The organism is Oerskovia sp. NPDC060287 (genome assembly GCF_042726775.1).
GTDB lineage: Bacteria > Actinomycetota > Actinomycetes > Actinomycetales > Cellulomonadaceae > Oerskovia > Oerskovia merdavium.
Genome location: NZ_JBHXBO010000022.1, coordinates 1 through 13,161, shown reverse-complemented (window position 1 = coordinate 13,161; position 13,161 = coordinate 1). Strand labels below are relative to the sequence as shown.

At 72.4% G+C, this 13,161-nt stretch carries 12 protein-coding genes; 10 read left to right on the top strand and 2 right to left on the bottom strand.

Annotated elements, in window-relative coordinates:
* The first annotated feature begins 53 nt into the window (after window positions 1–53).
* The 7 genes from ACFWFR_RS03635 (at window position 54) to ACFWFR_RS03605 (ending at window position 7,545) form a co-directional block, all read left to right on the top strand.
* A complete protein-coding gene (locus tag ACFWFR_RS03635; RefSeq protein ID WP_377621260.1) occupies window positions 54–1,043 on the top strand; it encodes an ABC transporter substrate-binding protein in 990 nt (329 codons plus the stop codon).
* Window positions 1,043–1,918, top strand: coding sequence for a siderophore-interacting protein (locus tag ACFWFR_RS03630; RefSeq protein ID WP_377621277.1), 876 nt, complete (start codon window positions 1,043–1,045; stop codon window positions 1,916–1,918). Before ACFWFR_RS03635 ends, ACFWFR_RS03630 begins: the two co-directional genes overlap by 1 nt.
* 1 nt (window position 1,919) lies before the next feature.
* The gene (locus ACFWFR_RS03625; RefSeq protein WP_377621258.1) at window positions 1,920–3,050 is read left to right on the top strand and encodes an iron chelate uptake ABC transporter family permease subunit; all 1,131 of its coding nucleotides are present in this window, start codon (window positions 1,920–1,922) and stop codon (window positions 3,048–3,050) included.
* Window positions 3,047–4,147: a FecCD family ABC transporter permease gene (locus ACFWFR_RS03620; RefSeq protein WP_377621256.1), complete on the top strand. Its 1,101-nt coding sequence runs from the start codon at window positions 3,047–3,049 to the stop codon at window positions 4,145–4,147. The genes ACFWFR_RS03625 and ACFWFR_RS03620 overlap by 4 nt, the downstream gene beginning before the upstream one ends.
* Window positions 4,148–4,254: 107 nt before the next feature.
* Entirely contained in the window at window positions 4,255–5,151 is an 897-nt protein-coding gene (locus ACFWFR_RS03615) for an ABC transporter ATP-binding protein (RefSeq protein ID WP_377621254.1), read from the top strand.
* A 73-nt stretch (window positions 5,152–5,224) separates the two neighbouring features.
* The gene (gene serS / locus ACFWFR_RS03610; RefSeq protein ID WP_377621251.1) at window positions 5,225–6,556 is read left to right on the top strand and encodes a serine--tRNA ligase; all 1,332 of its coding nucleotides are present in this window, start codon (window positions 5,225–5,227) and stop codon (window positions 6,554–6,556) included.
* 206 nt (window positions 6,557–6,762) lie between these two features.
* A complete protein-coding gene (locus ACFWFR_RS03605; RefSeq protein ID WP_191801169.1) occupies window positions 6,763–7,545 on the top strand; it encodes an HAD family hydrolase in 783 nt (260 codons plus the stop codon).
* 111 nt (window positions 7,546–7,656) lie between these two features.
* Here ACFWFR_RS03605 and ACFWFR_RS03600 read toward each other — a convergent pair whose 3' ends face one another.
* Complete coding sequence (locus tag ACFWFR_RS03600) at window positions 7,657–8,583, bottom strand: IclR family transcriptional regulator (RefSeq protein ID WP_377621249.1); 927 nt, start codon at window positions 8,581–8,583, stop codon at window positions 7,657–7,659.
* A gap of 182 nt (window positions 8,584–8,765) precedes the next feature.
* Here ACFWFR_RS03600 and ACFWFR_RS03595 point away from each other — a divergent pair, with 182 nt between their 5' ends.
* Window positions 8,766–9,332, top strand: a complete 567-nt coding sequence (locus tag ACFWFR_RS03595) for a DJ-1/PfpI family protein (protein ID WP_377621247.1) — start codon at window positions 8,766–8,768, stop codon at window positions 9,330–9,332.
* 122 nt (window positions 9,333–9,454) lie between these two features.
* On the opposite strand, the gene map is transcribed toward ACFWFR_RS03595, so the two are convergent.
* Window positions 9,455–10,237: a type I methionyl aminopeptidase gene (map, locus tag ACFWFR_RS03590; RefSeq protein ID WP_191801067.1), complete on the bottom strand. Its 783-nt coding sequence runs from the start codon at window positions 10,235–10,237 to the stop codon at window positions 9,455–9,457.
* 250 nt (window positions 10,238–10,487) lie between these two features.
* On the opposite strand from map, the gene ACFWFR_RS03585 reads away from it, so the two are divergent.
* Together ACFWFR_RS03585 and ACFWFR_RS03580 are read left to right on the top strand one after the other, a co-directional pair.
* Window positions 10,488–11,489, top strand: coding sequence for a LacI family DNA-binding transcriptional regulator (locus ACFWFR_RS03585; protein ID WP_377621245.1), 1,002 nt, complete (start codon window positions 10,488–10,490; stop codon window positions 11,487–11,489).
* A gap of 240 nt (window positions 11,490–11,729) precedes the next feature.
* Window positions 11,730–13,121: an ABC transporter substrate-binding protein gene (locus tag ACFWFR_RS03580; protein ID WP_377618649.1), complete on the top strand. Its 1,392-nt coding sequence runs from the start codon at window positions 11,730–11,732 to the stop codon at window positions 13,119–13,121.
* Window positions 13,122–13,161: the final 40 nt, after the last annotated feature.

The following is a 13,161-nucleotide window of genomic DNA, read 5'->3' as shown; positions in this document are numbered from 1 at the left end:
CGACGGCTCCGTCCCACGCCGCGACCTCGCGGCCACCCGAACCAGGAAGTCCCATGACCACACGCACCACCCGCCGGTCCACCCTGCTCGCGACCGCCTCGGCCGCCACGCTCGCCCTGCTCCTGGGCGCGTGCGCGTCGGGCACCGACGCCGGGGACGGCGGCGGCACGAGCGGCGCCGACACGAAGGAGGCCGGCACCCGCACGGTCCAGAGCGCGTTCGGCGAGACCACGATCCCGGCAGACCCGCAGGCCGCGCTCGGTGTGTACACGACCGACCTCGACATGCTCATCACGCTGGGCATCCCGCTCGCCGGGTCGCAGCCCATCCGCTCGCAGGGGTACACGACCTTCCCGTCGTTCTTCGACCAGGAGGCGCTCGAGGGCATCAAGACGTTCGAGAACTTCCCCGAGTACAACTACGAGGAGATCCTCGCCGCCCAGCCCGACGTGATCCTCAACGGCCTGGGCTACGACGACGAGCTCGTGACCAAGCTTCCCGACATCGCCCCGACGTACAGCTTCAACGGGTTCGACGGCCGTGACTGGCGCGAGAGCTTCGCCGAGGTCGCGGAGGCGTTCGACAAGGTCGAGGAGCACGACGCCTGGACCGCGAAGTACCAGGCCAAGGTCGACGACGTGAAGGCCCGCCTCGCGGAGGCCGGCATCGACCCGGTCGTCGCGCCGGTCGGCTACGGCGACGGCGAGATCATCGTGTCCTGCTACGGCACGCCCTGCCTGGTCTTCAACGACCTGGGTCTGAAGATCTCGCCGCTCGTCGAGCCCGAGGAGGGCACCACGCTCGGCACCGAGCAGCTCGAGCAGCTCGCGGGCATCGACTGGGCCTTCACCTCGACCGCGCCGGACGAGAAGACGGGCGAGCTCGACGACCCGTTCGCCGAGCTCGCGGGCAACGGTCTGTGGGCCGCCCTGCCGTTCGTCACGAACCAGCACGTCGCGGTCCACGACCTCGAGATGGTCTACGGGTCGCCCAGCGGCCAGTACGCGTTCCTCGAGGTCGTCGAGAAGGCGCTGCTGCCGTGATGCGCATCCACCGGGCCGAGGTCGTGGCGGTCGAGCGCCTGACCCCCGGCATGATCCGGGTCACGCTGGGTGGCGAGGGCCTCGCCGACTTCGAGTCGACGGGCGTGGGAGACGAGTACCTGCGCGTCTTCCTGCCCACCCCGGGCGAGACCGAGCCCGTCCTGCCCTTCGCGACCGAGACGTCGTGGGACTACCCCGAGGGCGTCGAGCCCTCACCCATGCGGACCTACACGGTCCGGGCCGTGCCCGAGCCCGGCCAGGTCGTGATCGACTTCGTCGTGCACGAGGGCGGGGTCGCCGCGACCTGGGCCCGGCAGGCGAGGCCGGGCGACGTCGTCGGGCTCAACACGCCCCACGGGCTGTACGACCCGCCCGCGGACCTCGCGTGGCAGATCCTCCTCGCGGACGCGACGGGCCTGCCCGCGGTCGGGCGCCTGATCGAGCAGGCCCCGGCGGGCGTGCGCACGCGCGTGGTCGTCGAGGTGCCCGACGCGGGCCACCGCCAGTCCTTCCCCGTGAACCCCGACGTCGAGATCGCGTGGGTCTACGGCGGCAACGGCCACGGGCCGTGCCGGCTCGAGGAGATCCTGCGGAGCATCGAGCTGCCCGACGGCGTCGGGTACGTCTGGTTCGCAGGGGAGACCAAGGTGCTGCGTGCCGTCCGCAAGTACCTGCGCCACGAGCGCGGGCTGCCCGTCACGGCCTACAAGACCATCGGGTACTGGACCGCGAAGGCCGAGGAGTGGGAGGAGCGCTGGGAGAACCTCGACCCGAGCGTCAAGGCGTGGATCGACTCCCTGTGGGCCGACGAGGAGCGCGACGAGGAAGAGATCACCGACGCGTACTTCGACAAGCTCGAGTCGTTGGGGCTGTGAGATGACGACGACCGAACGTGCCCCCGCGGGGGCGGCCCCGAGCGGCGCGTCGCACGACGCGACCGCCGGGGGTGGTCCGGCCGCCCCCGCGCAGGCCCCGACCGCGGACAGGGCGCCCGGTCTCGCCGCGACCAACGCCTCGCGGACCGCGTGGCTGCTCGTCGCCGTCGGCGTCCTGGTCCTGATGCTCTTCGTGAGCCTCGCCGTGGGCTCCAAGACGATCCCGCTGGCCTCGGTGTGGTCGGCGCTCGTCGGAGCCCCCGGCGCCGACCCGAACGACGTGGTCATCCTGCGCGACCTGCGCTTGCCCCGCACGGCCCTCGGCCTCCTGGTCGGGGTCGCGCTCGGCCTCTCGGGCGCGCTCATCCAGGCCCTGACCCGCAACCCGCTCGCCGACCCCGGCATCCTGGGCGTCAACGCGGGCGCGGGCTTCGCGGTCGTGATCGGGGTCGCGACGTTCGGCGTCGTCAACATCCAGCAGTACATCTGGTTCGCGTTCCTGGGGGCGATCGTCACGACGGTCGTCGTGTACCTCATCGGCTCGCTCGGGCGCGGGGGCGCGACGCCCGTCCGGCTCACGCTCGCCGGCATCTCGATCGGGGCGGTGCTGGGCGGGATCTCGTCGGGTATCACGCTGCTCAACCCGCAGGTGTTCGACAAGATGCGCTACTGGGGGGCGGGCACCCTCAGCAACCGCTCGTGGGAGATGGTCGGGACGGTCACGCCGTTCATCCTCGTGGGCGTCGTGCTCGCGGTCGTCGCGGCGCGCCCGCTCAACGCGGTCGCGCTGGGCGACGACCTGGCCCGGTCGCTCGGCGCCCACATCAACCGGACCCGCACGATCGTCGTGATCGCCGTGACGCTCCTGTGCGGCGCCGCGACGGCGGCCGCGGGCCCCATCGGGTTCGTGGGGCTCATGGTCCCGCACGTCGCACGCTGGATCGTCGGCCCGGACCAGCGGTGGATCCTGTCCTACACGCTCGTCCTGTCGCCCGTCCTTCTCCTGGTGTCCGACGTCGCAGCGCGCCTGGTCCTGCGGCCCGCCGAGCTGCAGGTCGGCATCGTCACGGCGTTCGTCGGCGCCCCGGTCCTCATCTGGCTCGTGCGACGCAGGCAGGTGAGCGGGCTGTGACGGCTCCTGTGCAGACCCCGGCCCCGGTCACCGACCGCGCTCAGGCCGAACGGCTCGACTTCGGTCGGCCGACCCGCGTCCTGCGCTCGCGCCGAGGACGGTTCTCCGCGCGCCTCGACGTGCGCGCCGCCGTCGTGACGCTCGTGCTGGTGCTGCTCGCCGCGGCGGTCGGCGTCGTGGCGCTCGGCGTGGGCGACTACGCCGTGGCGGTCCCCGACGTGCTGCGCGCCCTGACGGGCGAGGCCTCGGACGTGGTCCGCATGGTCGTCGTCGAGTGGCGGCTGCCACGCGTCCTGCTCGCGATCCTGCTGGGCGGCGCCCTGGGGATGAGCGGCGCGATCTTCCAGTCGCTGACCCGCAACCCCCTCGGCAGCCCCGACATCATCGGGTTCAACACGGGCGCCTACACCGGTGCGCTCGTCGTGATCCTGGTCCTCGGCGGCTCGTACGGCGCGGTCGCGGCCGGGGCCATGATCGGCGGGCTCGCGACCGCGGGCATCGTCTACCTGCTCGCGTACAAGAACGGCGTGCAGGGCTTCCGGCTCATCATCGTGGGCATTGCGATCAGCGCGATGCTCGCCTCGGTCAACACGTGGCTCATCCTCAAGGCCGAGCTCTCGCGCGCCATGGCCGCCGCGACCTGGGGAGCGGGCAGCCTCAACGGGCTGTCGTGGACCCAGGTCCTGCCGGTCGTGCTGATCCTCGCGATCCTCGTGCCCCCGCTGTTCCTCCTGGGGCGACGCATGAACGTCCTCGAGATGGGCGACGACGCCGCGCAGGCCCTCGGGGTCCGCTCCGAGCGCACGCGGCTCTCGCTCGTCGTCGTGGGGGTCGCGCTGACCGCGCTCGTCACGGCGGCGGCCGGCCCGATCGCGTTCATCTCGCTCGCGGCCCCCCAGCTCGCGCGCCGTCTCACGCGCGGCGCGACCGTCGGCCTCGCGTCCTCGGCCGCCATGGGCGCGGCGCTGCTCGCCGCGAGCGACCTGGTCGCCCAGCGGGCCTTCGCACCCACCCAGCTGCCCGTCGGCGTCGTGACCGTGAGCATCGGCGGCTGCTACCTCGTGTGGCTGCTGGCCCGGGAGGCGAGGCGACAGTGAGCACCTGGACCCGACCCGCGACCCGCGGGCCCGCGACCCGCACGAGCCCGACCGCACCGGCCGCCGACGCACCCCCGACCAGCCCCACCCCTCCCGAGGAGACGGCGATGACCGCCACGACGCACCCGGTGACCACGACCCCGGCCGAGGCCGACGCGCCCGCGGCGAGCCCCGCCGTCGGGCAGGGAGCCGCTCCGCAGGCCGCCCCCGCGGCCCCGGGCGAGCCCCGGCTGCGCGCCGAGGGCCTCAGCATCGGCTACCACGAGCGCATCGTGTCCCAGGGGCTCGACGTCGCGATCCCCGACCGGTCCTTCACCGTGATCGTCGGGCCCAACGCGTGCGGCAAGTCGACGCTGCTGCGCGCGCTGTCGCGGCTGCTCACCCCGAGCGCGGGACAGGTCGTGCTCGACGGCAAGGCCATCACGTCGTACAAGGCCAAGGAGGTCGCGCGCCGGCTCGGGCTCCTGCCCCAGACGTCGATCGCGCCCGACGGCATCACGGTCGCGGACCTCGTGGCGCGCGGCCGCTACCCCCACCAGAAGCTCCTGCGGCAGTGGTCGCGCGGCGACGAGGACGCCGTCGTGCGGGCGCTCGCGGCCACGCAGGTCACGCCGTTGTCGGCACGGCCCGTCGACGAGCTGTCGGGCGGGCAGCGCCAGCGCGTGTGGGTGTCCATGGTGCTCGCGCAGGAGACCGAGCTGTTGCTGCTCGACGAGCCCACGACGTTCCTCGACATCGCCCACCAGATCGAGCTGCTCGAGCTGTTCGGCGACCTCAACCGCGAGGGGCGCACGCTCGTCGCGGTGCTGCACGACCTCAACCACGCCTGCCGCTACGCGACGCACCTGGTCGCGATGAAGGACGGCGCAGTGGTCGCGCAGGGGGCGCCCGGGGAGATCGTGACGGCCGAGCTCGTCGAGGAGGTGTTCGGGCTGCGGTGCACGATCATCGACGACCCGGTCACGGGGACGCCGCTCGTGATCCCGCTGGGCCGCCGGGGGTGAACGGCCTGCCCGCAGGAGGTGCCGTCGGCGGGCCCCGTGCCGCGCCCTCCCGCACGTTGGATACCCTCTAGTGGTGATCGATCTTCGACTTCTGCGCGACAACCCCGACGTCGTCCGCGCCAGCCAGGTGGCTCGCGGCGACGACCCCGCCCTCGTGGACCAGGCGCTCGACGCCGACTCCCGCCGTCGCAGCGCGCTGACGGACTTCGAGCAGATGCGCGCCGAGCAGAAGTCCCTGGGCAAGAAGGTCGCCCAGGCGCAGGGCGAGGAGAAGACCGCCCTGCTCGCGCACACCAAGCAGCTCGCCGAGGGCGTCAAGGCCCGCCAGAAGGACGCCGACGACGCCGAGGCGCAGCTCAAGGACGTCCTCTACAAGATCTCCAACGTGATCGAGGGGGCCCCTCCGGGCGGCGAGGACGACTACGTCGTGCTCCGCGAGGAGGGCACCATCCGCGACTTCGCGGCCGAGGGCTTCACGCCCCGCGACCACCTCGAGCTGGGCGAGGGCCTGCGCGCGATCGACACCGAGCGCGGAGCCAAGGTGTCGGGCGCGCGATTCTACTACCTCACGGGCATCGGGGCGCGCCTCGAGCTCGCGCTGCTCAACGCCGCGATGGACCAGGCGTTCCAGGAGGGCTTCACGCCCGTCATCACGCCCACGCTCGTGCGTCCCGAGATCATGCAGGGCACGGGCTTCCTGGGCGCCCACGCGGACGAGATCTACCGTCTCGAGGCCGACGACCTGTACCTGGTCGGCACGAGCGAGGTCGCGCTCGCGGGCTACCACTCGGGCGAGATCCTCGACCTGTCGGACGGCCCCAAGCGCTACGCGGGCTGGAGCGCGTGCTACCGCCGCGAGGCCGGCTCGTACGGCAAGGACACGCGCGGCATCATCCGCGTGCACCAGTTCCACAAGGTCGAGATGTTCAGCTACATCGACCCGGCGGACGCCGAGGCCGAGCACCAGCGCCTCCTGGGCTGGGAGGAGGCCATGCTGCGCAAGTGCGAGCTGCCGTACCGCGTGATCGACACGGCCGCGGGCGACCTGGGGTCGAGCGCTGCCCGCAAGTTCGACTGCGAGGCCTGGCTGCCCACGCAGGAGCGCTACCTCGAGCTGACGTCGACCTCGAACTGCACCACGTTCCAGGCCCGCCGCCTGGGCGTGCGCGAGCGCGTCGAGGTGGACGGCAAGACGGAGACCCGCACGGTCGCCACGCTCAACGGCACGCTGGGCACGACGCGCTGGATCGTCGCGATCCTCGAGAACCACCAGCAGCCCGACGGCTCGGTCCGCGTCCCGGAGGGCCTGCGGCCCTACCTGGGCGGGCTCGAGGTCCTCGAGCCGGTCGCGCCGTCGGCCTCCTCGGGGGGTTCGTCGAAGGGCTCCTCGAAGGTCACGGAGTGACGGGTCCGCAGGAGGGCTTGGACGTCACCAGCACCACCCGGCCCGACGGCGCGGCGTCCGCAGGCGAGCCATCGCGCCCGGGCGAGGTGGCGCCGTCGGGCACGGACCGTGCTCCTGGTGACGGTGCCGCGGCGCCGCACCCGGGTCGGACCACCGGTCCTGACGCGGCCCCGACCGCGAACCCGGCCCGCCCGGGGGAGGGCCCGCTGCTCGTCGCGCTCGACATCGACGGGACCATCCTGAGCCACGACGACGTCCTGAGCGACGGCGTCGTCGAGGCCGTCGCGGCCGTGCGTGCGGCCGGGCACCACGTGATGCTCTCGTCGGGACGCTCGCTCATCGCGGTCCTGCCCGTCGCCGAGCGCCTCGGCCTCGCCGAGGGGTACATGGTGTGCTCGAACGGTTCCGTGACGGCTCGTTTCGACGACGCGTCGCCCACGGGCTACGTGGTCGACGAGGTCATCACGTTCAACCCCGAGGGCGCGCTGCGGCTCCTGCGCGACGAGCTGCCCGACGCGCTCTTCGCGGTCGAGGACGTGGGCGTCGGCTTCCGCATGAACGACCTCTTCCCGCACGGCGAGCTCGACGGCGTGCACCGGGTCGTGGACTTCGAGGAGCTGTGGTCGGGCGAGGTCACGCGTGTCGTGGTGCGCAGCCCGGGCTCGACGAGCGAGGAGTTCAGCGAGCTCGCGCGGTCGCTCGGGCTGAGCGACGTGACGTACGCGGTCGGCTGGTCGGCGTGGATGGACATCGCGCCGCTGGGCGTGACCAAGGCGAGCGCGCTCGAGCGCGTGCGCGGTCTGCTGGGGGTCGCTCCGGGCGCGACCGTGGCCGTGGGTGACGGCAGCAACGACATCGACATGCTGCGCTGGGCCGGTCGCGGGGTGGCCATGGGCCACGCCGACCCCGAGGTCAAGGAAGCGGCCGACGAGGTCACGGGCAGCATCGACGAGGCCGGTGCGGTCGCGGTGCTGCGGAGCCTGGTCTGAGGGCTCGCGGGCTGTCCGCGAGGTAGAGGCCCGGCGTCGAGGTAGAGGGCCAGAGGCCTCTACCTCGACCCGAACCCTCTACGTCGCGGCGTGGGCCGCGCGCGACCCGGCTCAGACCGCCGTGAGCCGCCGACCCACGTGCCAGGCGCCACGACGGACCGCCCGCTCGAGCGCCCCGCCCCGCACCGCGAAGTCGATCGCGCTGACCGACACCGACACGGCCCCGACCGTCGCGCCGCCCACCTGCACGGGAGCGGCGACGCACGCGAGCCGTGGCATGTACTCCTCGACCTCCACCGCGAGCTGCTGGGCCCGGACCTCGTCGAGCTCCTCGCGGAGCCGGCGGGAGCCGGTCACGCTGCGCCGGGTCACGGCGTCGAGCCCGTGGCCCGCGACGTAGGCATCGAGCTCGGCGGTGCTCATGCCCGCGAGCAGGAGCTTGCCGAACGCGGTCGTGTGCGCGGCCTCGGCGAATCCCACGTGCAGCTCGCGGATGCGGGGCCGGCGCGGGGACTCGCTGATGTGCGCGACCACGATCTGCTCGTCCCGGAACAGCGTGAGGTAGGCGGGGGCGTCGGTCCCCGTGTGGAGGGCGTCGAGGACCTCGACGACCTGCGGCGTCGGCAGGATCTGTCGTCGGAGCGCCGAGCCGAGCACCTCGACCGACCTCCCGAGCGCGTAGGTCGCGTCGGGTCGGCGGACGAGATACCCGTGCGACCGCAGCGTCCCGAGGAGCCGGTAGGCGGTCGCTGACGAGACCTCCAGCGCTGCGCCGACGTCGCGAGCCGTGACGCCCTGGGGCGCGGCACCCACGAGAGCGAGGATCTGCAGCACGCGGTCGGCAGACCGCAGGCCGCCGGCGCCGTCACGGGCAGCGTCCGGCGCCGTGCCGTGCCCGGTGCCGCGGCCCTGCACCGCAGGTCCCGCACCAGCTCCCATGAGGCGGACGTCCGCCTCGTCGACCGGTGCCGGGCCGCCTCGCCGCGCACGCGCACCAGCTCGGGACGGGGAGGCGGCTCGCCGCGACGTTGCGGTCATGGGGCGAGCATAGCGACGCCCGGCGCGGAGGTGCGCGGCGGCGTCGGGCACGCGATTCTCACCTGGTGCGAACCGCCCTTGCTCCGCGCCGACGCCCCGGCGCACGCTGGGGGGACCGGAGGCGCCGACGCCGCCGGACGCTCTCGCGCAGCGCAGCGCGGTGACATGCACGGAGGTGCGGCATGGCTCCCAAGGTGATCCTCCTGACCGGTGACGGCGGCGAGACCCTGGAGGTCTTCTACCCCTACCAGCGGCTGCTGGAGGCAGGCTACGAGGTCGACGTCGCGGCGCCCTCGAAGCGCAAGGTCCAGCTCGTCGTGCACGACTTCGTCGACGGGTTCGACACGTACACCGAGAAGCTCGGCCACACGCTCGCGGCCGACGTCGCGTTCGCCGACGTGGACCCGTCGGAGTACGTCGCGCTCGTGGTGCCGGGCGGTCGCGCCCCGGAGTACATCCGGAACGACCCCGACGCGCAGCGGATCGTCCAGCACTTCTTCGCCGCGGGGGCACCGGTCGCGGCGATCTGCCACGGACCCATGCTGCTCGCGGCGGCGGGGGTGCTCGAGGGGAGGACGTCGTCGGCCTACCCGGAGCTGCGGCTCGACGTCGAGGCGGGCGGCGGGATCTTCGAGGACGGGGCCGGCGTCGTCGACGGCAACCTGGTCACGGGGCGCGCCTGGCCCGACCACCCCGCCTGGATGCGCGAGTTCATGAAGCTGCTCGAGGCCGCCGCGCCCGTGGGGTGAGGCCCTCTCCCCGGCCGCGAGGTGGAGGGGACCCGGCGAGGTAGAGGGGACCCGTCGAGGTAGAGGGCCGGAGCCCTCTACCTCAACGTCGGCCCTCTACCTCGCGGCCCCGGGTCGAGGCGTCAGTCGCGCGCCGTCAGGACGAGCGGTCCGTCCTCGGTGATCGCGACGGTGTGCTCCGAGTGCGCGCCGCGCGAGCCGTCGGCGCTGCGCAGCGTCCAGCCGTCGGGGTCGGTGAAGATCTCGTCGGTCGTCTCGAGGAACCACGGCTCGATCGCGATCACGAGGCCCGGCTTGAGCGGGAACCCGCGGCCCTTGCGGCCGTCGTTGGGCACGTGCGGGTCGCCGTGCATGGTGCGGCCCACGCCGTGCCCGCCGAAGTCGGTGTTGATGCGGTAGCCGGCGCCGTGCCCGACGGCCGCGATCGCGGCCGAGATGTCGCCGATCTTGTTGCCCGGCTGCGCGGCCGCGATGCCCGCGGCGAGCGCGTCCTGCGTCGCCTCGATGAGCTTGCGGTCGGCGGCACCGCGGTCGCCCCCGCGCGGGTTCCCGACGACGAACGACACCGCGCTGTCGGAGACCCAGCCGTCGACCGAGGCCGCGAAGTCGAGGCTCAGCAGGTCGCCGTCCTGGAGGCGGTAGTCGAACGGCAGGCCGTGCAGGACCGCGTCGTTGACCGAGGTGCAGATGACCTTGCCGAACGGGCTCGCCCCGAACGAGGGGTGGTAGTCGATGTAGCACGACTCGGCGCCCCGCTCCTTGATCATCCGGTGGGCCAGGGCGTCGAGCTCGAGGAGGTTGACGCCGACCTTCGCGGCGGCGCCGACCTGCGTGAGGACGTCCGCGACGAAGCGGCCGGCCGGGCGCATCTGCTCGATCTCGCGGGGGGTCCTCAGCTCGATCATGGTGTTCCTCTCGGTGCGTGCTCGGGTGTGCCGGGGCCGATGCGGGGTTCCGCGGGGCTCTCCGACCTGCTCCCAGGGTGTCACGGGAGGGCAGGCGGGGTGCAACTCCCGGGTGACGGCGGCCTGTCGTCGCGCGGTGGTCGTGGGGTGAGGTGCGCCTCGCCCCGGTAGCGGCGGACGACGCCTGCGGGGTGGGCGCATGCCGGGCGCGAATCGCTTCTGGCCCCCGCGCGGGGGAGAATCGCTCCTCGTGGCAGGAATCGACGAGGTAGCGCAGGCGGCCGGGGTCTCGACGGCGACCGTCTCGCGAGCGCTGCGCGGGCTGCCGAACGTCTCGGCGGCGACGCGCGCACGGGTCCGGGCCGTGGCCGAGGAGCTGGGGTACGTGCCGTCGCCGTCGGCGGCCTCGCTCGCGACGGGCCGGACGCGGACGATCGGTGTGATCACCCCGTGGGTCAGCCGGTGGTTCTTCGCCAACGTGATCGAGGGCGCCGAGCGCGCGCTGCGCTCGGTGGGCTACGACGTGCTGCTCTACACGTTCGAGGTGGGCGAGGACCGGCCGCGCCGCAAGGTCGACCCCACGGTGCTGCAGCGGCGGGTCGACGGGACCCTGGTCGTGGGGCTCCCGCTCGACGACGCCGAGGTCCGCTCGCTCGTCGACCTGGGCACCCCGCTCGCGTTCGTCGGCTCCGGCCCCGCGGACCAGGTCACGGTCCGGCTCGACGACGTCCGCACGGGCTCGCTCGCGACCCGGCACCTGATCGACCTGGGGCACCGGGTCGTCGGGCACGTCACCGGTATGCCGGACCTGGTCTCGTCGTGGTCGCCGCCCGTCGAGCGCTCGACGGGCTACGAGCGCGCGCTGGTCGCCGCGGGCCTGGAGGTCTCGGCCGACCTCGTAGCCAACGGGGGGTTCGACGTCGAGGGCGGCCGTACGTCGACCACGGAGCTGCTGCGCCGCCGACCCGACGTCACGGCGATCTTCGCGGCCTCGGACGAGATGGCGATGGGCGCGATCCTCGCGGCTCGTGACCTGGGGCTGGACGTGCCCGGAGACCTGTCGGTCATCGGGGTCGCGGGGCACGACCTGGGTGAGCTGGTCGGGCTCACGACGATCGGGCAGGACGCGTACCAGCAGGGTGCCGACGCCTCGATGCTGCTCATGGAGATGATCAACGGCGCGCCCGTCCCGGAGAGCCTGACGTACCCGACGCACCTGGTCCGACGGACCTCGACCGCTAGCCCTCGCTGACCCCGGTTCCGCCGCGTTCCGGGCTTTCGCAGGTCACGGTTGTGGGAGCGCGACCACTCTGGGCGGTTGCGAGGCGTCATGAGTAACGGAATCGTTACTGAAGTGACCCCTGCTTGTGCTTGCGCAACCGGGATGTAAACGCTTGCATGAGCAGTGGGGCAGTCGCGTCGTGGTCGACGTGACTGCGACACCTGCGGGCCGACCGCGATGTCAGCACCACAACGTTGTGGAGGAAAAGTCATGGCAAGAAGCACCCTGTCCATCAAGCGCCGCGCACTCGCGGCCGTCGCCGGTGGAGCCAGCCTCGCCATCGTGCTCACCGCCTGCAGCAGCAGCGGTGACGGAGGAGACGCCGGAGACACCGAGGCCGCTACCGCGGACTGTGCGGCGTACGAGGAGTACGGCGACCTCTCGGGCAAGACGGTCTCGGTCTACACGACGATCGTCGACACCGAGGCCGAGCAGCAGCAGGAGTCCTACAAGCCGTTCGAGGACTGCACGGGCGCCACCATCAAGTACGAGGGCTCCAAGGAGTTCGAGGCGCAGCTGCCCATCCGCATCCAGTCCGGCAGCGCGCCGGACATCGCCTACATCCCCCAGCCGGGCTTCCTCAAGAGCCTCGTCCAGGACTACCCGGATGCGATCCTCCCCGTCGGGGACGCCGCGTCGGCCAACGTCGACGAGTTCTACACCGAGTCGTGGCGCGACTACGGCACGGTCGACGGGACGCTCTACGCGACCCCGCTCGGCGCCAACGTGAAGTCCTTCGTCTGGTACTCCCCGGCCATGTTCGAGGATGCCGGCTACGAGATCCCGACCACCTGGGACGAGCTCATCGACCTCTCCGACCAGATCGTCGCGGACAACCCGGACGGCGAGATCAAGCCCTGGTGCGCCGGCATCGGCTCGGGCGAGGCCACGGGCTGGCCCGCGACCGACTGGATGGAGGACGTCGTCCTCCGCACGGCCGGACCCGAGGTCTACGACCAGTGGGTCAACCACGAGATCCCGTTCAACGACCCGCAGATCGCCGACGCCCTGGCCACGGTCGGTACGGTGCTCAAGAACGACGAGTACGTCAACGGTGGCATCGGCGACGTCTCGTCGATCGCGACGACCGAGTTCACCGAGGGTGGCCTGCCCATCCTGGACGGCCTCTGCTACATGCACCGCCAGGCGTCGTTCTACCAGGCCAACTGGCCCGAGGGCACCACGGTCGCGGAGGACGGCGACGTCTTCGCGTTCTACTTCCCGGGCAACGACACCGAGGCCAAGCCGGTCCTCGGCGGTGGCGAGTTCGTCGTCTCGTTCGCGGACCGTCCCGAGGTCCAGGCCTTCCAGGCGTTCCTCACGAGCCCCGAGTGGTCGAACGCCAAGGCGACCGCGACCCCGCAGGGTTGGATCAGCGCCAACAAGGAGCTCGACAAGAGCCTCCTGCAGTCCCCGATCGACCAGCTCTCGTACGGTCTGCTGACCGACGACAGCTACGTGTTCCGTTTCGACGGCTCGGACATGATGCCCGCCGCCGTGGGAGCAGGGTCGTTCTGGACCGAGATGACCGAGTGGATCGCGAGCGACAAGTCGGACACCGCCGTGCTCGACGCGATCGAGGCGTCGTGGCCGACGTCCTGACCGTTCGCTGACGCCTGACCTACGATCCACAGATGGGGGC